This is a genomic window from Granulicella arctica (assembly GCF_025685605.1).
Classification (GTDB): domain Bacteria; phylum Acidobacteriota; class Terriglobia; order Terriglobales; family Acidobacteriaceae; genus Edaphobacter; species Edaphobacter arcticus.
The window spans coordinates 2,174,424-2,195,331 of sequence record NZ_JAGTUT010000001.1 but is presented as its reverse complement, the minus strand read 5'-3'; the positions used below and the strand labels follow the sequence as shown (position 1 = coordinate 2,195,331).

Genomic DNA, 20,908 nt, shown 5'->3' with positions numbered 1-20,908 from the left:
TGAATGTAAGCAGCAGATCTACTTCAGAGGAGCATGCGATGGCTACAACGGTACTGATGCAGGAACGAATTATGGCGCAGACGCAGGCAGTGCCCGCAGCGGTGGCGGTACTGGCCGGAGTCACCAAACGATATGACGCCAGCGTTGCGCTCGATCATCTTGAACTCAGTCTTCGGGCTGGCGAGGTCGTGGCGCTACTCGGCCCGAATGGCGCGGGCAAGTCAACAGCAGTGCGGTTGATGCTGGGGCTTACTGCGCCGACCGAGGGCACGGTGCGAATCTTTGGCTGCGACCCGCAGACGGCGACGACCCGCATGCGCGTGGGCGCAATGCTGCAGGTGGCGAGCGTGCCGAAGTCGCTGAAGGTGCGGGAGCATATCGACCTCTTCCGCAGCTACTATCCTGCGCCGCTCGCGTATGCGGAGGTGGTGCGCATCGCACAGCTTCAGGGGATTGAGGAGCGTATGTTCGAGCAGCTCAGCGGCGGTCAGCGGCAGCGATTGCTGTTCGGGCTTGCACTGTGTGGTGACCCCGACCTGGTGTTTCTCGACGAGCCTACTGTCGGGATGGATATCGAAGCGCGACGCGGCTTGTGGGTCCAGATACGGCTGCTCGCGGAGCGTGGCAAGACGGTCCTGCTGACGACACACTACCTCGAAGAGGCGGACGCGCTGGCAAGCCGAATCGTGGTCATCGACAAGGGGCGCATCGTGGCGGAGGGTACGCCGGCGGAGATCAAGAGTCGTGGAGCGGGGCGAACGATCCGCTGCACGACAGCGCTGTCTGAGGAGATGCTACGGACGCTGCCGAGCGTGACCGCAGTGGTCTTGCGCAACGGTGTAACGCAGGTGACAGCGATGCAGGCGGAGATCGTTGTTCGCGAGATGCTGCTGCGGGATGAATCGTTGAGCGGCCTTGAGATAACGAGTCCGGCACTCGAAGATGCCTTCCTGGCGCTTACCCATTCGGATCGTTCGGCGAACTAAAACTACCAGCACCAAGGAGGCTTTTCATGGCTACAGCATCTACGATTGTTCCCGCTCAGCGGACGGCTTCAGCGTTTCCGATCTATTGGAAAGAGACGAAGTATGAATTTCTGAAGCTGCTACGGACCCGCTCCTTCTCGTTGTCTGTCATTGGATTTCCCGTGATGTTTTACGTGCTCTTCGGCGTGGCAAACAAGCATGCGTATGAAGGAAGCGTAAGCATCGCCAAGCTCATGCTCGGCGGCTATGCGTGCTTCGGCATGGTCGGAGCGGCGCTGTTTGGAGTGGGCGTTGGCCTGGCGTTCGAACGGTCTCAGGGCTGGCTTGAACTGAAGCGTGCGAGTCCCATGCCGCCCATGGCGTATCTTCTTGCAAAGTGCCTGACGGCCATTGCATTTGGGCTGATCATCGTTACGATTCTGATCGCCATCGGAACGCTCTTCGCGAGTGTAACGCTGACCCCCGTCGAGGTGGCGAAGATGCTCGGGATAACCGTAGCCGGCTCCACGGTCTTCGCGAGCATGGGACTTCTGCTCGCACTGATCGTTCCTGCTAATGCCGCACCCGGCGTGGTCAACCTGATCTATTTGCCGATGTCGTTCGCCAGTGGACTTTGGATCCCGCTGCAATTTCTGCCGCACTTTGTACAGAAGATTGCGCCCTTTCTTCCGACGTATCATCTGTCGCAATTAATGCTGAGCGTCTTCGGCTATCGCGACCAGATGTCGCTGGCTACCCACTGGAGTGGGCTCGCCGGGTTTGTCTTCGTCATGCTGGGGGCAAGTTGGGCCGTCTTCCATCGTATGGAGAATGACTGAACGGGCGCGGTACACTTGCATCCTCACGCTATGAATCGAGACGCTACCAAATCGAGCGATGTCTGCATGCCGGACGATCGGAACAAGAATAGCCGGAGCGAGAACAGCCGGACGTGGAACTACATCTGGCTCGCCTACTCCGGCTTCTACTTCATCGAGCCGGTCCTTCGCCGCGACCTTCGATACTGGATCGAGACGCTATGTATCTATAGTGTGTTTCTCGCGATCTACGTAGGAATCAACAAGGCGGTCGGGCTTCGCAAGCAACTCGCCATGGTTGCGGTCCTCTTCGTACTTGGCGTTGTTGATTATCCGCGAAATGAAGGAGCCTCAAGCTTCTTTATCTATGTCGCTGGATTTCTGCCTTTCTTTCTAACTTCATTGTCCTGGGTTGTGGGCCTGGTGCTTGCCGATTGCGCGGCGCTCTGTGGCGAGAGCGTGTGGCTCATCTATCGCTACCATAGCCACAGTGATCTAAGTCGTCCGATCAATCTGGCGATCAGTGCGTTCTTTGTTCTCGTCGTCGGTATCAGCAACTTTGTCGTGGCGCAGCAGAAGCGCGCAGATGACAAATTACGCCGTGCCGAGCGTGAGATCGTGCAGCTTGCTGCTGTCGCCGAACGGGAACGAATCGCACGCGATCTGCACGATGTGCTGGGTCATACGCTGTCCGTGATCGTACTGAAAGCAGAGCTCGCAGGGCGTTTGATGGAGCGCGATCCGCAACGTGCCGCAGCGGAGATTGCCGACGTGGAACGCACGGCGCGGACCGCATTGACCGAGGTCCGCGAAGCGATTGGCGGCTACCGGACGCAGGGACTTGCGGCGGAGATGGGCATAGCGCGGCGTACGCTCGATGCGGCGGGCGTGGTCCTGACGCTCGAGGCGATTGAGGCTTCTCAGACGGCCCCGACGCTTGGCGAGGAGTTGCAAACGGTCCTCTCACTCACGTTGCGCGAGGCGGTGACGAACATCGTGCGCCATGCTCATGCGACACATTGCCGGGTCAGCTTTACCACGGCCGATGGCCAGCATGCTCTCGTCATCGAAGACGATGGAACGCATACTGCGCCGCGCGAAGGGAATGGCCTGCGTGGCATGCGGGAGCGTGTGCAGCGGATCGGCGGAAGCTTTCTGCTCGATACAAGTCGAGGAACGAAGTTGCGCATTGCGGTGCCAGTGAGTGCAGGTGAAGAAGCATGAGTGCCATTCGTGTTGTCCTCGCGGAGGATCAGGCCATGGTGCTTGGAGCGTTAGCGGCGCTGCTCGATCTGGAGGCCGACATCACGGTCGTCGCACGTGCAGCGAACGGTCGCGAGGCGCTTGAGTTTGTGCGCTCCCACGCGCCAGATGTGCTGGTCACAGATATCGAAATGCCGAAGATGACTGGCCTGGAGCTTGCAGCGGAGCTTTGCCGCAGTCATCCGAAGACGCGGACAATCATCCTGACGACCTTTGCGCGACCGGGATATCTTCGGCGTGCCATGGATGCCGGAGCACGTGGTTACCTCCTGAAGGATCGGCCTTCGGCGGAGCTTGCGGATGCGGTGCGGCGCGTTCACCAGGGGTTGCGTGTCGTCGATCCGGCGCTGGCTGCCGAAGCATGGAGCGTTGAAGCGGACCCGCTAACGAACAGGGAGCGTCAGATCCTGCAGCGCGCAGGCGATGGCCGCACGAGCACCGAGATCGCCGTGGAACTTCACCTCTCGGAGGGGACAATCCGGAACTACCTGTCGGAGATCATTGCCAAACTTGGCGCGGCGAACCGTGTGGATGCAGCTCGGATCGCCCGGGCCAAGGGGTGGCTCTAAGCATTAACTGCACTACATGAAAACGAAGGAAATTCCTGTTCGATGATCGTCCATCCTGCATCCCACTGCAGGAGGAGATTTACCCCATGCACATCCTGGCCCATCGATCCATCGTTCGTGCCTCCGCCCTATGCGGAGTTTTCATGCTTACTGCGCTCGGCTGCAACAAGAAGGCCGACAATACTTCAAACTTCACAAGTGCTATCAACACGTACTACAACGCCCACCCGGCGTGCCTGTGGAACGATGAGATCAAGTTCCCGCTGCAGGTTGCGACATCGGATGCAAGCAAGACGGCGCCTTACGACGCGCTCGTCGATCAGGGGCTACTCGCCCGTACGACCGTTGAGAAGAAGAAGCTGATCGTGCTGAGCCAGCAGGCAAATAACTACGATCTTTCAGACAAGGGTCGCTCGGCCTGGACCGCCGATGCCTCGCAGCCGGGCTTCGGCAACTTCTGCTACGGCCATCGCAAGGTGAGCAACATCGTCAGCAGTACGCCGACGACCGATCAGCCGGGTGCGACGACGCAGATCAGCTACCAATTCACCTTCTCGGACGCGCCGGGCTGGGCCTCTGCCGCCGAGACGCAGAACGCATTTCCGCAGCTTCATACCGATCTCGCCGGTCCGCAGACGGGGCAGGCTACGCTCGCGAACACGACGAACGGATGGCAGGTTTCGAGCACTCCCGATAGCGGCCACCACTCGGCGCCTGCAACGGCGGCAGACGGCAAGGTCGTTCAGTAACGCTCTTTGGAAACAAAGATGGCCGGGAGATATTCTCCCGGCCATCTTGCTTGTTGAGGTTTGTGATTACTGTGAGTCATCCTCGGGGCCCGTTGCTGCGGCCATGGCCGCGGCGAAGCTCTTCATCTCGTACTCGTACGGCGGCGTATTGCCGGCGAGGTAGCGGGTGAAGTAGTCCCAGCGGCGGCGAGTCATGTACTGCGATGCCTCCCCGTAGCCGTGCGCAGAGTTTGGAATCATCAGCAGGTCAAAGTCCTTGTTGGCCTTGATCAGCGCGTCCACAACGATGAGGGTATTGTTTGGCGGAACGTTGTCGTCAAATGTGCCGTGCGCGAGCAGCAGGTGACCCTTCAGGTTCTTCGCGTAGTTCTGGTTGGCCTGGCTGTCGTAGTTGCTGGTTCCGTCAGCGTTCTTTATCTCCAGACCAGCCCACTTCTCTGCCCAGTCATCCTCGTACTCGCGGTTGTCGTGATTGCCGCTCTCGGCGATCCCGACCTTGAAGAAGTCAGGAAAGTGAAACATCGCAGAAGCTGTCGCATTGCCGCCGCCCGAGTGGCCGTAGATGCCTGCACGGTCGAGATCGATGAAGGGATACTTCGCCGCGAGATCCTTCATACCGGCGATCTGATCGGGGATGGTGTCGTCGCCAAGATCGCCGAAGTAGAACTCGTGGAAGGCTTTCGAGCGCCACGGTGTGCCCATACCGTCGATGCACACAACGATGAAGCCTAGCTCCGCGAGCGCCTGATGATCACCATGCGCTGCGCTGAAGCCGCGCCCACCGCAGGAGCCCGTCTGTGGTCCGGGGTAGACATTGTTCACAATCGGGTACTTCGCAGCAGGATCAAGCTTTGTCGGCTTGAACATGTAACCGTAGAGGTCCGTTGTTCCATCACGCCCCTTGACGATGATCGAAACTGGGGGAACCCAACCGGCAGCAAGGAGTTTAGTGATGTCCTGCCGCGCCACTTCTGCAGCGATCTTGCCCCTGAAATCCCGAACGACGGTGGTCTGCGGCTGCGTGGCGGTCGAATAGACGTCGACAAAGTAGCGCCCATCGTCCGATGGCGTGACCGAGTGATCCGCATTCTCCGGCGTCAGCAGCTTCATGCCTTTTCCGTCGAAGCGGATGCTGTAGTAGTAGGAGAAGTAGGGGTCGCTGCCCTTCTCCTTGCCCACTGCGAGGAAGTAGATAACGCGGGCCTTTTCATCGATGTGAAGCACCTGCGTCACGTTGCCGTCGCCATGCGTGATCTGGCTCTTCAGCTGGCCGGTCGTCAGGTCGTACAGGTAAAGTTGGCCCCAGTTGTCGCGCTCCGAGAACCAGAGAATCTCGTTCGACTTTGGCAGATACTTCCAGTTCACCTTGCCGTTGCCGCTCTCGTAGAACTTCGGCGTGGTCTCGCCCATCACCTCGCGAATCTCGCCGGTCGCAGCATCTGCGACACGCAGCCACTCCTGCTTGTGATCGCGTGAGGTGGAGACGAAGGCGAGGTGCTTGGCATCATCGCTCCACTGCACATCGTCCCATCCGCTACCGCCACGGCAGCTGATGTCGTCGCACAGGGTAGACCGGTGCTGGTCCGGTGGCATCTTCAGCCGGATCACCTTCGGTGTGTCGACATCGATGATGACGCGCTCGATCATCGTGACATCCTTATCGCCAACGAGCGGATACTTCCAGGCCTTCAGCGTGGGGTGCCCGTTGTTCGTGCTGACAAGGTACATATCGCCGGTCTTGCGCTGATCCTGCTGGAAGGTAGCGATGTGCTTTGAATCGGGCGACCAGACGAGGATCGGATTGTCGCTGTGCGTCCAGCCTGCATTGTCCGTCGCGTAGCCGTAGTCCTTCTCACCATCGGTGGTGAGCTGCGTCTCTTTGCTGGTGGCGAGGTCACGCAACCAGAGGTTGTTATCGCGAATGAAGGCGCCCTTGGTTTTGTCGGGCGAGATATCGAGCGCGTTCTTCGGCTTGCCACGGCCCCGCGGAGTAGCCGCGGGATCGGTGATGCTGTTACAGGTACCGACACCGGAGAGGTCGCAGCGGTATTGTCCACTCTTGACGGTTACGGTGACGGTCTGGCCGGCGAGCGAAAGATCGGAGATTGCCAGATGATGCGGATCGAAGGTCACCGGTCTGCTGGTGGGCTGCGCTGTTGTGAGCGCTGCAGCTAATTTTGTGTGATCAAACGCTGGTGCTCGCACGCCTTTGACCGGATCAACGACGGTGATGGTGACGCGATCCGCAGCGGAGTCCTTAAACCAGAAGCGACCATCCGGAAGCCAGGTCGGGTTGCTGACCGTATGGTAGACAAGGGGGTTCACGTTGTAAGACATAAACTTCTCTGCCTGTGCATAATCCTCATTCGTCAGTTGTTTTCCTGCCTGGGCCGCACCGCTGAGTGATGTAAGGCATGATGCTACGAGGGCCGCCACTGCTAAACCTTTGTGCACAAACATTCTTCGTCTCCATTGCTACGTGGTCAGACAATCTGTCTACTTCGGCGTGAGGCCAGTCTAGCAGCCCGCTTCATTCGCTGGCATCTGTGCTGCGATTCAGCTTCCAGACCACCTGGCGCAGAATTCCTGTCCATACCGCCGCATCGCGCGGGTCGAGTACCATCCTGCGGGTGAGCCTGCGAAGCTGTGCAGGATCACAGTTAGCTGGGTGACGTCGGCTGTAGCCGGTACGCTCGAGCACCTCCGTAAGCAGGGTGGTGAGCCGCTCAAGATCGCCTGCGGTGGGTTGTTGGGCAATCGCTTGAGCGGACGTGCTCGCGTCGCGAACAAGCTCGAAGAGGCAGACCGCCGCAGCCTGACCAAGGTTCATCGATGGATGCCGCGTGCCCTCCCTCCGATGCATGGGAATCGTCATCAGCCAGTTGCAATGGCTCAACTCCTCGTTCGAGAGACCTGTCTTCTCCGAGCCGAAGAGAAGTGCAATGCGTGCGTCAGGAGTGGCCAGTGCAGCACGGAGCAACGATGCCGCATGGGGTAGCTCATGGAGGGGATGGTCGAGGTCGCGCTCGCCGACGGCGGTGGTCCCGGCCACCAGGCTACAGTCCGCAACAGCTTCAGCAACACTAGCGAACTCCCGTGCCGCAGCAATCACCTCAGACGCATCGACTGCAGAGCGGGCATCCTGAAAGGCAACCGTGTACTCATTTACGATTCGCAGATCGCGAAAGCCAAAGTCGTGCATCGCTCTTGCGACGGCACCGATGTTATTTGGATTGCGGGCACGGATAAGGACGACAGCGACGCGATCCAGTTGATCCTGTGTAAGCATGCAGCTTCATTCTAGGCTGCGGGCGGCTTCGTTCCCCAAGCAATGCAGACGTGAGCGGCAAGAAAGAAGGGCTGCCACGTTCATGGCAGCCCTTCTTATTAACACTGTGTTGACGTACTACTTCCTCTCGCCGCGCGGTTCGGGATGAGTATTCTCGTTATGCTTCTGGTTGTTGATCTGGCGGCTGTTGTTGTTCTGCTCGCGATTGACCTGCTGTTTCTGCTGCTGATTCAGAGCGCCGCCGTTCGCTGTGCGATCGTTATGCACCTGCTGGGCGACGTTCGCCTGGCGCTGGTTCGTGCGACCTGCCTCGCCGGCAGTCGTCTGACCGCTGCGGAGACCATTGGCTGTCCGCTGCTGTTGATTAGCCTCACGGTTATCGACTGCGTTAGGTGCAATCGTGTTGCCGTTATGGTTCTCGTTGTAGATCTGCCGGCTCGCCCCGTTCTGCTCCTTATTGACCTGCTGACGCTCCTGGCCGGTAAGCGTGCCGCCGTTTGCCGCACGATCGTTTTTCACCTGGCTGTCGATGTTCGACTGGCGCTGATCGGCGCGCGCCGCTTCACCGGAGGTCATCTGCCCACTGCGCAAACCATTCGCTACGCGTTGGTCCTGGTTGGCAGCACGCTGGTTCGGCTGGTAAGCCTTGCCTGCGGTGCGATCAGCCGCGGAGATAGGCTGCGCCTGTGCATGCTGCTGCGCCACCTGGTGATAGGAGTTAGGATTTGCAGCGGCCATCGTCGCCGGTCGTCCCTGGTTCACTGAGGCGAGCTGTCCACGATCCTGGCTGGCAAAGGTCTGGTGCGACATCTGGTTCGCCGTAGGCTGGAAGTGGTGCTCGTTCGCGAACTGCGACTCCTGCGGGCTGGCCTGGCGAACGACGCCACCCGGTCCATTGAAGCTGGTGTGATTGTTGTTGATGATGGTGTTCTGCTGCACGATCGTGGTGTTGCGATAGACGTTCGTGACGTGGACACTGCCGAAGTTATTGACAGCGCCATTGTAGGCAAACGCTCCGCCACGCCATTCGCCACCGGCGAAGCCGATCCCGCCGAAGCCGAAGCCGTAATTCACACCGCCGTAGAAGCCGACGTGCGGGCCCCAGTAGCCTCCATGCCAGCCATAAGAGCCGCCCGCAAATCCCCAATAGCCAGGCGTCCACAGGACACCGACCGACGGCGGCTGCACCCAGACTCCGGGGACCCAGTAGTAGCCAGCCTCGCCGTAGGCCCAGTAGCCAGGCGTCCACAGGTAGCCGGGCGCAGGAAGCGGCGGTTGCACGTATATGGGCAACGCGGGTGGCGCAATATTGACCGAGATGCCGATAAACACACCGGCAAAGGAGGCGAGCGGGGAGAGTGCAAGTGCCGCGGCGATAGCAAGTTTGCGAATTGGGTTGAGTTTCATAATCGTCCTTAGATCGTGCTTGTATGTAATTGCAATCCGTGGAGTTTAGCTCCTTCGATTGTCTGCTCGCTTCATACCAACACAGGCTCAACAGGTAAGTTCCGAATTCGAGCAATTTTCTCCAGCCAACCTCGTGTCTTTTTGCTGCACCCTACAAAATGAAGTATGAGGAGTGAGCTATGAATGGTGACCAGGTAAAGGGCGTTTTGCAGAAGATCGGTGGCCGAATCGAGGAGGCTGCAGGCACGTTGGTTGGCGACGAAGGGCTCAAGATCGCCGGCAAGGAAGATCAGCTTAAAGGAGGTGCTCGCGAAGCATGGGGCAACGTGAAAGATGCGGGCAACAACTTGATCGATCAGGCACGCGCTTCGAAGGCCGATGCTGAGTTAAAGTCAGAGCGGGCACGGGCATTTGACCAGGAGCACGAGATCAAGGTCGAGCACGAGTAAGTCTCCAATATCTTGAATAGCCCAGAGCGCAGTTGTGAATCCGCCGCTCTGGGCTATTCGTCGTTTAAGGCTTGGGTGTGAAGTCGCGCAACTCCTCGACCGTCTTCGCATCGAGTTGAAGCAGCATCGCAACGACAAGATCAACTGTCTGGTCGAAGTCTTTGCGATTGACAATGCCGTTATGAGCATGTGTGTAGCGGATCGGGACGACGAGATTGACCGTAGGTGCGCCCCCTGCGGCGGTCTGCAACTCGGCCGAGTCATCCCCATAGCCCTGCACAACGTCTGTTTGCAGTGGAAGCGACTTGTCCGCTGCTGTCTTGCGCACAAAGGCAACCATCTTACGGTTGGCAATTGTGCTCGAGTCGTAGAGGAAGAGGCCGGGTCCGGCACCCTGCTTCGCCTGCGTCTCCTCAGGATGACCGCCGAAGGTATCGCCCGCAATGCCGCCCTCGATCGCGATGCCGATATCCGGTTTCACGGCCTGTGCTGCGGTTCGCGCCCCTCGTAGCCCAACCTCCTCCTGCGTCGTAGCGACATAGAAGAGCTGATTCGCATGGGGCAGCGAAGCAGTGCGACGCATCGCCTCGCAGAGTACAGCGAGCCCGATCCGGTCGTCCCACGCCTTGGCAAGATAGTTGCCGGTGCCATTGAGGTTGAGGAACGGTGAATCAGGAACGACAGGATCGCCAGCGGAGATGCCCAGCGCCGCAACTGCCTGCGCGTCCTTCGCCCCCACATCGAGGTACATCTGATCGCGCGAGAAGACGCGCGTCCGCTCCTCCGCCGGAACCACGTGAATATCCCGAATCCCGGTGACGGCGTGCACCGGCCCCTTGCTGCCGATGATGATCCAACGCTGATCGACCAGCGCCTGATCGAGCCAGCCGCCGAGCATCTGCATGGTCAGAAAGCCATTCGGCGTAACCCGCCGGATCATGCCGCCAAGCTCATCCATATGGGCGTCGATCATGATGCGCGGGCCGGTCGCTCCCTGCTGCGCGACAAGGGAACCCATGCCGTCATAGCGGATCGGCACGGTCACAAATGGCTTCAACTCAGCGGCCATCAGGGCACGAACCGGCTCCTCAAATCCCGGCGGCCCTGGCGCATCGGCGAGACGCTGCAGCAACTGCTCGGTACGGTCAGGCTGCTGGGCTGGCGCGAGGATAGGGCCGATCAAAAGGAACAGAAGAAGAAATGTGGGCTTCATGGGTCGGAGTGTATCAAGAGCGGTCACTCAGACTCACACACAAGCCCACAGAACACCGAAGTCAGGCGAGTTGCTCTTCGATCGAACGTGTCCTCGGCGTCTCCACATCGCCCGTATGTTTCGTCGTGACGGTCTCGATCAGCATGATCCAGCACTCCTGCTCAGCGATCGGATTGTGCATCGTGCCCCGTGGAACCACGCAGAAGTCTCCGGCGTTCAGCCTGACATCGGGCTGGCCCTCAATCTGGATTCGCATGGATCCCCGGATCACCTGAAAGAGCTCATCCTCATCCACATGCTTATGCCAGGTAAACTCGCCGATCAGTTTCGCCACCTTGACGTATTGATCGTTGACGCGACCGACAACCTTTGGCGACCAGTGATCGATCAGCCCCTCCAGGGCGGTGTTCAAATTGACCGAAGCAATCATATTTCCTCGTCTCGTTATCTTACGACTCCGAAAGAGCTGAGGCCTGTTCCTCTAAACTAGGTTTGGCCATGGCAGATAACTTCGCACAGACTCTAAAAGCGCAGGTGGACATCGTCCGCATCATCGGCGACTACGTGCGGCTGAAGAAGAGCGGCGCGCAGAACTACACCGGCCTGTGTCCCTTCCACAAAGAGAAAACCGGCTCCTTTTCGGTCAACGCCGCCCACGGCTACTTCTACTGCTTCGGCTGCCACGAAAAGGGGGACGTCTTCACCTTCGTGATGAAGCTTGAGAACGTCAGCTTCCCCGAGGCCGTCCGCTCGGTCGCCACCAAAGCAGGCGTAGCGATGCCGAAGCGCGAGTTCAGCTCGCCCGAAGAGGCCCGCGAAGCCGGTCTACGCGGCCAACTCATCAACATCCACGAGGCGGCAACCCAGTACTTCGAGGCGCAGCTCAAGTCGCCCGAGGCGGCTCGCGCCCGCGAGTACCTGACCGGTCGCCAGATCGCCCCCGAGACTGTCGCCAAGTTCCGAATGGGCTACGCGCCCGACGACTTCAACGACATGCGTGACCGCCTCAAGGCCCACTTCTCGGAGGAGGTGATGCGCGCCAGCGGTCTATTCAGCTCCAAGGAGCAGGCCGATGGCTCCGGCGGTCCCATGTACGCCCGCTTCCGCAAGCGAATTACCTTTCCCATCGCGAACGAGCAGGGCAAGGTGATCGCTTTCACCGCCCGCGCGCTCGACTCTGACGAGAAGTCCGGCCCGAAGTACATGAACTCCCCCGAGACTCCGCTCTACTCCAAGGGTCAGGTGCTCTTCAATCTCGACAAGGCCAAGGCCGACATGCGTACGCTCGACTTCGCCCTGCTGGTCGAGGGCCAGATGGACTGCATCTCGGTCTACATGGCCGGGGTCAAGAACGTCCTCGCCACCTCGGGCACGGCGTTCACGGAGATGCAGGTGCGCCTCCTTAGCCGCTTCACCAAGCAGGTCATCGTCAACTTCGACCCCGACACCGCAGGGGCCAACGCCGCTGAAAAATCCATCGCGATGCTCACAGAGGAGGACTTCACCGTCAAAGTTGTCGCCCTTGAAGGCGGTCTCGATCCCGACCGTTACGTCCGCGAGCACGGCATCAAGGCGTACATGGCAGCCCTCCGCGGTGCCCAGCGCCACTCCGATTACCTCATCGAGCGCGCCCGGCAGATGTTCCCCTCGCGCTCGCCCGACGCCAAGGTAAAAGCCCTCAACTTCCTGCTGCCGCACATCCGCCGCATGCCGAATCGCATCCATCGCGACGAGTTTGCCGCCGACGCCGCCCAGAAGCTCGGCATCGACTCTTCCGTCATGCGCGAGGAGCTGAAGCAGGCGGCGGCGCAGCGCAAGGAGAGCGTCCGCTCCCACAGCCACGAACCTGCTACCGAAACAGAGCGCATCCTGCTCCGCGCACTGGTTCTGCCCGAGTCCGATCCTGCCCGCACGATGGCAGCCGACCAGTTGCTCCAGCACCCCGAGTGGTACGAGAGCCTGCCTACCGCCACGCTGCTCGAAGCACTGTCGAACGCCCCTGCTCCGGAAAATCCTCTCGACATCGCCCAGGATCAAGAAAGCCGGGCCACGCTCGCTCGCGTTCTGATGCACGCCGACGAGCCCGGCGACGGCGAGCAGCTCACCATGCCGGAGCGCGTCGAAAACGCGCTACACACCCTGGAGCATCGCCGGCTCGAGCGTCGCCAGCGAGAACTGCGGACCATGATCGCCGAAGCCGACCGCCGGAACGATCAGGAGATGCTCGCCCAACTCACGACCGAGAAACTGCAGATCGACCGCGCACTCCGCCTCCACTAGGCGGTGGAGGGGCGAGCCGTTCCCGAACTGGGCCAGTCGAATGCATCTCACACGGTAGAATCACTTAGACGGTACTCGCAGGAGAGACTGCACACCCCTGATGGCTGGCTTTACACGCATTCTTAAGAACCTGGGCGCTATGTTTACGGGACGCCTGCTGACGGTTATTCAGCAGGTCATCGTGCCTCCGATCTTTATCGCACGCTACTCGACCTCGGGATTCGGGGAATGGGGCGTCCTTTCGGGCGCGGTCGCCGCCATCGGGATGCTCAACTTCGGCGTGCAAACCTATATGAATCAGGATCTTGCCGTCCGCTACAACCGCGGCGACATGGAGGACTACCAGGTCCGGCAATCGACCGCCCTGCGCCTTCTGCTTGGCATCATCCTAAGCGCAATGGTGGTCTGCCTCGTCGTATTCGCGCTGCCGCTCGATAGCTATCTCAGGCTGGATATCGGTCGTCGCGCCACGCAACTGGCGGCATACCTCCTCGCCTGCCAGGTCTTGTTGAACATCCTCTACGGGTACCTCACCGGCCTCTTTATGGGAGTAGCGCTGGCGCATCGCGGCGCCCATTGGGGTAACTTCCAGACGCTGCTGACCTCCCTCAGCCTGTTGGCCTGCGTTTCGCTCAAGCTGCCTTTTCCCATCCTGGCCGGTGTTCAGGTCATCACGATGCTGATCTCGATCGTCTGTGTGCTGGTCGACATCCGCCGCATCGCTCCTTCACTCTTCCCCCACATCCGCTACTGGGATCAAGCAGCCGTCGCAGCCATCCTCAAGCCGAGCGGCTACTTCGGCCTGATCACCATAGCCAACTTCCTGACCTATCAGGCTCCATTGATCGTCCTTCAGCGCTCCCTCGGGCCGGTAGCCGTAGCCGGATTCATCGTCATGCGGCTTGTCTTCTCCATGTGTCGGCAAATTCTCGCAATGTTCACGCAATCGATGGGCGCTGAGATCACGACGCTCTTCGGTCGCAGCGACTGGCCCGCGCTGGTCCTGCTCTACGACTACTCCGAGCGCTTCATCTTCTTCCTCATCCCGCTCGTCAACACCGGCGTGCTGATGATCTCGCCCGTGCTCATCACCGTCTGGATGCACAAGAAGGCCGAGCTCTTTTCTCCTTATCCCTACATGCTCGCCGCCGCAATCTCGATGGTCATCAGCCTCAAGGAACACAAATTCCAGTTCCAGTTCTCGACCAATACTCATGAAGAACTATCGAAGATCATGCTCGGCAGCTACATCGTCATGACCGTACTCTCGCTGCTGCTCGTGCCGCGCGCCGGCGTCACAGGCTTCCTGTGGATCTGGCTCTCCGCCGAGGTCTTCCAGATGATCTTCATCATGCGCCTCAACATCAAGCTCTTCGCCGCCATCGAACCCCTCGAGCTCACCTTCCTGCGCAGGCTGATCGCGATCTGCGTACCAGCTCTCCTGATCGCCCTCCTGCTGCTTCAAAAGACAGCTACATTCCATCTCATCTGGCAGGTGGTCATCGCCGTAAGCGCTGGAGGCGTGATCGCCGCCATCGCCTGGCAACTCTTCGGCGTTCGTGACGTCATCCGCAGGATTATGAGTCAGTTTTCCGGCAGATTCGCTACTCCCGAACCGGGGAAGATCTAGCACTGCATCGCGAGCACCCAATGTTCATGGTGGTCTGGAGCGGCTTGAGTCTTTTCGATGTAGAGAACGTCTAAACATATGATATTCTGTGGTTCGCTGGGGACGTGTGCCTTCGAATACCCCGACCCATCCGAGGTCATCGGGTTTGCCACCGCGGTTTAGCCGCAAGTTATCCCCAACGATCCCGTAACAACCCAGGAATAGCTCCGCCTCACACGAGCTGTACTATTCCGCAAAATTACTCCAAGCAGGAGCGCGTTCCGCCGTGGCTGAAGACATAGACAAGTACGAAGACGACATAGATAAGCTGATCGATACCGGCAAGGAAAAGGGATACCTCACCTATGGCGAGGTCAATGACCTTCTGCCCGGTGACATCACCACCCCGGACGACCTCGACGACCTGATGACTACGATCAATACCCAGGGTATTGACGTCCTGTCAGGCGAGTCGAAGTTCGGCAGCGATCGAGACAAGTACGAGCCAGAGGCAGGTGAGGAGTCCGACGACGTCGAACTCGATCTCTCCCCCGGCACCCTCGAAAAGACCAACGACCCCGTCCGCATGTACCTCCGCGAGATGGGTACCGTCCCGCTCCTCACCCGTGAGGGCGAAGTAGAGATTGCCAAGCGCATCGAGCGCGGCCAGATCCGCGTCATGAAGGCCATCTCCCGATCGCCTATCGTGATCCGCGAGATTGTCGGCCTCGGCGAAGACCTGCGTCGCGGCGTCCGCAATATTAAGGAAGTGGTCACCTTCGACGAGGAAGAACTCACCGAAGAGATCCTTCAGTCCCGCGTCCGCGCCACCGTCAGCCGCATCGACGTCATCGTCAAGCACCAGAAGAAGCTGACTGCTCTCGATGAAAAGTACGAGGCACCGCAGGGCAAGGATTCGAAGGCCAAGGCTAAGGACCAGCGCAAGACCCGCTGGCTCATGGGCCGTGAGCACGTCTACATCAATCGCGTCATCCGCGAACTGAAGTACACGAACGCCGAGAAGAAGCGCCTGCTCGACAAGGTCAACAAGACTGTCGACGCCATGCGCACTCTTGAGCGCCAGATCAAGGCTCTCGACGTCAAGCACGAGGCCAGCAAGAGCGAGGAGCTCCGCAAGGAGTACAAGCGCCAGCAGAAGAACTGCCGCGTCGATCTCGAGCGCGTCGAAACCGATGCCGGTATCTCTATCGTCGATCTCAAGCGCACCCAGCGCGAGATGATCCAGGGCGATATGGACGCCGAAAAGGCCAAGCGCGAGCTGATCGAAGCCAATCTTCGCCTCGTCGTCTCGATCGCGAAGAAGTACACCAATCGCGGTCTCCAGTTCCTCGACCTGATCCAGGAAGGCAACATCGGCCTGATGAAGGCCGTCGACAAGTTCGAGTACCGTCGTGGCTACAAGTTCTCGACGTACGCGACCTGGTGGATTCGTCAGGCCATTACGCGAGCGATCGCCGACCAGGCCCGCACCATCCGCATCCCGGTCCACATGATCGAGACGATCAACAAGCTGATTCGCACCTCACGTCAGCTCGTGCAGGAGTTGGGCCGTGAAGCCTCCTCCGAAGAGATCGCCCGGCGCATGGATATTCCGGTCGCAAAGGTCCGGAAGGTCCTCAAGATTGCCCAGGAGCCTATCTCCCTCGAAACGCCAATCGGCGAAGAGGAAGACTCGCACCTCGGCGACTTCATCGAAGATCGTATGGCAGTCAGCCCGTCCGATGCCGTCATTTCGGTTAATCTGAAGGAGTACACCTCGCAGGTTCTCCGCACCCTGACGCCGCGCGAAGAGCGTGTCATCAAGATGCGCTTCGGCCTCGAAGATGGCTCCGAACACACGCTTGAAGAGGTAGGCCAGAGCTTTCAGGTGACGCGTGAGCGCATCCGGCAGATCGAGGCCAAGGCCCTCCGCAAGCTCCGTCACCCAAGCCGCAGCCGCAAGCTGAAGGCCTTCGTAGACGGCGTCAAAGAGATGTAAGTACCTATGCTTTCAAGGAATAGGCCACGCTTCCAAAGCGTGGCCCATTCCTTTTGTAACCAGCTGTCGTGAGATACTTGGGCGAACTTCCTGTAACGCTCCTCTATGACTCCAGCAAACCCAGCGCGCCTCCGTAAGATCGTTGTTCTGTACGCACTGCTCATGATCCTTTGCGGCATCGGGTATGCCAAGTACGACAACTACCAGTTGGATGGCGATGCGGTCTCCTTCATGGATATCGCCGACGCGATCCACACCCACAACTGGCCTGTCGCCATCAATGGCTACTGGAACCCTGCCTATGCAGCGACCCTCGCCGTAGGCCAGATCGTCGCGCATCCTTCGCGCTGGAACGAGCTGCAGACTTACTTCTGGGTCAATTTCTTCATCTTCGTCGCTTGCATTGGAGCCAGCCTCTACCTCGTTCTGTCGCTCCTGCGCGTTCGCGAGAAGTTCGTTACGGATGCAGATTCACTCCCTGCCTTCTCGCAGCCCGCGCTTCTCCTCGTCTCGCTTGGCCTGCTCTTCCTCGGCTTCCAGCGTGAACTCGCCATCGGTGCCGTCCGAGCGGATGCCCTCCTGCTCTTCTTCTTCTTTATCGCTGCCGCCTTCCTGCTCCGCCTGCAGAGCACTGGCCGTTTCATCTACTACCCGCTCCTTGGCCTGGCGCTTGGCCTGGCTTACCTGACGAAATCATTCGCCTTCCTGCCGTCCGGCATCCTTCTGGCTGCCCTGTTCGTCTTCGGCATCACCCGCAAGGGCCAGCGCCGTACGCGGATCGTCAGCGGCATTCTGCTCGCGGGCGTCGTCTTCGCCTGCATCGCCGGTCCATACATCCTCGCGATCTCAAAGCAGCGCGGGCGATTCACCACCGGCGAGTCAGCCCGGCTGAACTACGCCTACTTCGTCGACGAGACGGGTCGCTGGCACGAGTGGCACACGGGCGATCTCGGCCACGCCAAGGCCGATTTCAAACATCACGAAGAGCTGATCGTGAACGCGCCCCCCGTCTACTCCTTCGCCCGGCACCCGGTCGGCACCTATCCCCTCTGGTTCGATCCGTCCTACTGGACCGATACCATCAAGCCGCAGGTCTACCTCCACGGCCATATCCTTCGCCTCAAGCGCACGACAGTCCTCCTCCTCCGCTACCTCGTGGGCCACTTGGAATCCTTCGTCATCCTCGGCACCCTGCTGCTGCTGGGCTGCTTTATCGGACGCAGGCGCGCCTCATGGCTGCCATTAGCGCCAGTCGCCCTCTGGGGCCTGCTGATGCTCGGCATCTACTTCCCCATCGATCTGCAGGATCGCTATCTAACCCCGGCATTTCTATTCGTCGCCATCCCTGTCCTCGCAATGCTGCGCCGCCCGAAGAACGGCTACCAGGGTGAGATTGCCACCGGCATGGCCCTGCTCTTCGCCGGTCTCGTCTTCGCCACCGCCGCCAGCGATCTCGGCGACCGCCGCCGCACCGAAAGCGTCACCGGCTACCCCCGCGGCGCCTACAGCAAGCAAATCTATCCCGCCGCAAAGGGCATCACCGGCCTCGGCATTACCCCGGGCAGCGATATCGCCTGCTTCGGCGATGTAGCCTGCTACGTCGATCACTACTGGGCACGCATCGCCGGTACACCCATCCGGGCTGAGATAGAGGTGCCGGACGGCTCCGATCCCGGGGCCTTCTGGAAGCATGTAGCCGACAAGCAGGCCGTCGTAGACGCACTCCGCGCCCGCAACATCAAGGCCATCGTAGGCAGCTTCGAGACCTCGGAGCAGGTCCCAGAAGGCTGGCATCAACTGGGCGCCAGCAACTTCTACGCCTACCCGCTGTAGGTAGCGCTTAGCCCTGCCAGATTGCAATCGAGAGGTACGTCATCCGCTTGTTCTCCTTGCGGCCGCGCGCCACTGAATCCAGCACCAGACCGCACACCAGCGAGAGAAACGACATCAGCACCAGGCCCAACGACAGGATCGCCGTCGGAAAGCGGGGCACCAGGTGCGTCTCGTGGAACTCGATAAAGATCGGCACACTCAGCCCAAAACCCAGCAGAAACAGCACCAGGCCGGCGCTCGCGAAGAAGATCAGCGGCCGCTCATCCTTCACCAGCAGCATAATCGTCCGCAGGATGCGCAGCCCGTCCGAGTAAGTCCGCAGCTTCGAGGTGCTACCCTCCGGCCGGTCCTTGTACGGTGTGTCGACTTCGCCCAGCGGCATCGACAGCTCAAGCGCGTGGATCGTCAGCTCTGTCTCGATCTCAAACCCCGAAGAGAGTGCCGGAAATGACTTGACGAATCTCCGGCTGAAGATCCGGTAACCGGACAGCATGTCCTTGATCCGGCTCCCGAAGATCCGCCGAACCAGTCCGCTCAGCATCGTGTTCCCGAGCTGGTGGCCGCGCCGATAGGCAGCGGCAATCTCGGTGATCCGCGTGCCGTTCAGCATATCAAGCCGTTCCGCCAGCAACTTCTCAATCATCTCCGGCGCAGATTTCGCCTCATAGGTATCGTCGCCATCCACCAGCACATAGACGTCTGCCTCAATGTCCGAGAACATCCGTCGCACCACATGCCCCTTACCCTGGAGCGTTTCGCTGTACACACGGGCACCGGCAAGCCGAGCCAGTTCGACCGTTCTGTCGCGGGAATTGTTGTCGTAGACGTAGATCGTCGCCATCGGCAACGCTGCCCGAAAGTCGGTCACAACCTTCGTAATTGCAGCCTCTTCGTGGTAACACGGGATGAGAACTGCAACTTTTGGGGCGTCTGGAAGGTCGGTAGGCACGTCTACAGCCTACCAGATTGAGCCCTTGTTTCCTGCGACTTATGGGGCTCTGCACCATGCGCATAGCAGCAGAAAGGCCCCCGTACGGGAGCCTTTCTGTCAAGCAGTTTTCGTCAGGGGAGGGTTAAGGTTCAACGGGCAATTACATCGCACCCGTCTGTGTGTGCTGCACTGCTGCCTGGTAGCCGGCCTCGAAGCTGGTGCGATATGCATCGCGAGCAGCTCCCTTGACGGGCGGGTGGACATACAGATGCGACACCTTTGGATCGATTGGACGCTTTGCTGCGCGATCCAACTGGGCTGCTTCGATACCGTCACGGTAGCCCTGCTGCGCCTGCTCAGTACCTGCGGGAGGCGTATTCCAGTCCTGCGTTGCTGCGGAGTTCTGCATCTGTGCGTGCGCGAAAAAGGGAGCGCCGCTAAGAAGTGCTACTGCCATTACGGGTGCTGCGAATCGAATTAGGTTCTTCATATATTCCTCATTGCGCACAGGTCGAGTTGCACCTGTAGGCCGACAAGGAATGTATACCCATCACGACACGGTTTGCAAGTTTACATGAACATCAGATGAAGCACCACTTACATATTCGTGTGGCCGCCGCGCATTTCCTCGTTGAACGTCGGCTTGATGAAGATCAAGGCCTGCACAACCTCTTCGTTGTACTGCTCCTTGCGAGCCATCAACGCCTCGGTTGGAGCCGCATATTCGCCGCCATCGCTCAGCAGAATATCGCCGGCCGCCACCAGCTTTTCAGCGGACTGCTTCAGGTCCGCCACGGTCGTATTCAGATACTGCGCATCCCGCGGATCGACCAGCCACACCGGCGCGCCGCCACCCAGAACACCGGATAGCCAATAAGTCTTCGCCGCAAGCCAAGCCCGTCGCTGCTCCTCGGTCGTGTCATTAAAGATGAACTTCTTCTGCTTGGTGCTGTAGTAGCGCGTCGTCACCGGCACCGGCTGGCGATTGCCGCTCTTCACCAGCTCCAGTTGGCCCTGGTCCATCGTCTTGCGGATTGCGTTATAGATAAATGCCTCGGCAAACGGCTGCTCCGGAGCGGCAACGATCTCGCGGAAGGTAACCGTCATCGCTGCCGAGATCTTCGAGTGCAGTACGCTCTCCTCGCTCGTCTCCAGACGAATTTCGCCATGCACCACCTCCGTATCCGCACCCGAGGTCGAGTGGTGGAACGGCCACGCAAACTTGCCAAAGCTCAGCGGAAGCCCATGCAGGCTCAAATAGCAGTCAGGACGCGGATTCTTCAGGCGCTTCGCAGCCTCTCCCAGGTACACCTGCACCTCCGCCAGCAAGGCAGCGCGGCTGAAGTCGAAGCTGTCGCTCAGCTCCAGAACCTGGGTCTTCGTGGCATCGCTGGCAAGGGCCAACGTAAATCGTGAGGTCGGGTTACCCGAAAAATCAGCTCCCGCTGCAGTCGCTGCAATCGTCAAACCCGCCGCCCGTGCCGCCGACTCTACCTGTGCGGCCAACGCCGTCTGTGTCTCAATGCTCATCTGC

The 20,908-nt window shown here is 59.7% G+C and carries 18 protein-coding genes; 10 read left to right on the top strand and 8 right to left on the bottom strand.

What is annotated here, in order from left to right; genetic code table 11:
* Positions 1-38: 38 nt before the first annotated feature.
* The 5 genes from OHL20_RS09100 (at position 39) to OHL20_RS09080 (ending at position 4,364) form a co-directional block, all read left to right on the top strand.
* Positions 39-986: an ABC transporter ATP-binding protein gene (locus tag OHL20_RS09100; protein WP_263382876.1), complete on the top strand. Its 948-nt coding sequence runs from the start codon at positions 39-41 to the stop codon at positions 984-986.
* A 26-nt stretch (positions 987-1,012) separates the two neighbouring features.
* A complete protein-coding gene (locus OHL20_RS09095) occupies positions 1,013-1,804 on the top strand; it encodes an ABC transporter permease (protein ID WP_263382875.1) in 792 nt (263 codons plus the stop codon).
* 66 nt (positions 1,805-1,870) lie between these two features.
* Positions 1,871-3,007, top strand: coding sequence for a sensor histidine kinase (locus tag OHL20_RS09090; protein ID WP_263382874.1), 1,137 nt, complete (start codon positions 1,871-1,873; stop codon positions 3,005-3,007).
* Positions 3,004-3,615 (top strand): response regulator transcription factor, encoded by a 612-nt coding sequence (locus OHL20_RS09085; RefSeq protein ID WP_263382873.1) that lies wholly within the window; start codon positions 3,004-3,006, stop codon positions 3,613-3,615. The genes OHL20_RS09090 and OHL20_RS09085 overlap by 4 nt, the downstream gene beginning before the upstream one ends.
* A gap of 86 nt (positions 3,616-3,701) precedes the next feature.
* Complete coding sequence (locus OHL20_RS09080) at positions 3,702-4,364, top strand: hypothetical protein (RefSeq protein ID WP_263382872.1); 663 nt, start codon at positions 3,702-3,704, stop codon at positions 4,362-4,364.
* A gap of 66 nt (positions 4,365-4,430) precedes the next feature.
* Here the strand turns inward: OHL20_RS09080 and OHL20_RS09075 are convergent, their stop codons facing one another.
* The 3 genes from OHL20_RS09075 to OHL20_RS09065 all read right to left on the bottom strand — a co-directional run bounded on the left by OHL20_RS09075 (position 4,431) and on the right by OHL20_RS09065 (position 9,060).
* A complete protein-coding gene (locus OHL20_RS09075; protein WP_263382871.1) occupies positions 4,431-6,824 on the bottom strand; it encodes a S9 family peptidase in 2,394 nt (797 codons plus the stop codon).
* Between the two features lie 70 nt (positions 6,825-6,894).
* The gene (locus tag OHL20_RS09070) at positions 6,895-7,653 is read right to left on the bottom strand and encodes an RNA methyltransferase (protein ID WP_263382870.1); all 759 of its coding nucleotides are present in this window, start codon (positions 7,651-7,653) and stop codon (positions 6,895-6,897) included.
* A 117-nt stretch (positions 7,654-7,770) separates the two neighbouring features.
* A complete protein-coding gene (locus OHL20_RS09065; protein WP_263382869.1) occupies positions 7,771-9,060 on the bottom strand; it encodes a hypothetical protein in 1,290 nt (429 codons plus the stop codon).
* Positions 9,061-9,239: 179 nt separating this feature from the next.
* Here OHL20_RS09065 and OHL20_RS09060 point away from each other — a divergent pair, with 179 nt between their 5' ends.
* On the top strand, positions 9,240-9,509 hold the full coding sequence (locus OHL20_RS09060) for a CsbD family protein (protein WP_263382868.1): 270 nt from the start codon (positions 9,240-9,242) through the stop codon (positions 9,507-9,509).
* A 64-nt stretch (positions 9,510-9,573) separates the two neighbouring features.
* Here OHL20_RS09060 and OHL20_RS09055 read toward each other — a convergent pair whose 3' ends face one another.
* Positions 9,574-10,722 carry a M42 family metallopeptidase gene (locus OHL20_RS09055; RefSeq protein WP_263382867.1) on the bottom strand — a complete coding sequence of 383 codons (1,149 nt, stop codon included), beginning with the start codon at positions 10,720-10,722 and terminating at the stop codon, positions 9,574-9,576.
* 61 nt (positions 10,723-10,783) lie between these two features.
* A complete protein-coding gene (locus OHL20_RS09050; protein ID WP_263382866.1) occupies positions 10,784-11,152 on the bottom strand; it encodes a cupin domain-containing protein in 369 nt (122 codons plus the stop codon).
* 68 nt (positions 11,153-11,220) lie between these two features.
* On the opposite strand from OHL20_RS09050, the gene dnaG reads away from it, so the two are divergent.
* From dnaG to OHL20_RS09030, 4 genes are all read left to right on the top strand, one after another.
* Positions 11,221-13,002 (top strand): DNA primase, encoded by a 1,782-nt coding sequence (gene dnaG, locus OHL20_RS09045; protein WP_263382865.1) that lies wholly within the window; start codon positions 11,221-11,223, stop codon positions 13,000-13,002.
* A gap of 100 nt (positions 13,003-13,102) precedes the next feature.
* Positions 13,103-14,632, top strand: a complete 1,530-nt coding sequence (locus OHL20_RS09040; protein ID WP_263382864.1) for a lipopolysaccharide biosynthesis protein — start codon at positions 13,103-13,105, stop codon at positions 14,630-14,632.
* A 265-nt stretch (positions 14,633-14,897) separates the two neighbouring features.
* Positions 14,898-16,610, top strand: a complete 1,713-nt coding sequence (rpoD, locus tag OHL20_RS09035) for an RNA polymerase sigma factor RpoD (protein ID WP_263382863.1) — start codon at positions 14,898-14,900, stop codon at positions 16,608-16,610.
* Positions 16,611-16,715: 105 nt separating this feature from the next.
* On the top strand, positions 16,716-18,443 hold the full coding sequence (locus OHL20_RS09030) for a hypothetical protein (RefSeq protein WP_263382862.1): 1,728 nt from the start codon (positions 16,716-16,718) through the stop codon (positions 18,441-18,443).
* Between the two features lie 7 nt (positions 18,444-18,450).
* Here the strand turns inward: OHL20_RS09030 and OHL20_RS09025 are convergent, their stop codons facing one another.
* From OHL20_RS09025 to OHL20_RS09015, 3 genes are all read right to left on the bottom strand, one after another.
* A complete protein-coding gene (locus tag OHL20_RS09025; protein ID WP_263382861.1) occupies positions 18,451-19,392 on the bottom strand; it encodes a glycosyltransferase family 2 protein in 942 nt (313 codons plus the stop codon).
* Positions 19,393-19,534: 142 nt separating this feature from the next.
* A complete protein-coding gene (locus tag OHL20_RS09020; protein WP_263382860.1) occupies positions 19,535-19,864 on the bottom strand; it encodes a hypothetical protein in 330 nt (109 codons plus the stop codon).
* Between the two features lie 107 nt (positions 19,865-19,971).
* Complete coding sequence (locus OHL20_RS09015) at positions 19,972-20,904, bottom strand: hypothetical protein (RefSeq protein ID WP_263382859.1); 933 nt, start codon at positions 20,902-20,904, stop codon at positions 19,972-19,974.
* Between the last annotated feature and the right edge of the window lie 4 nt (positions 20,905-20,908).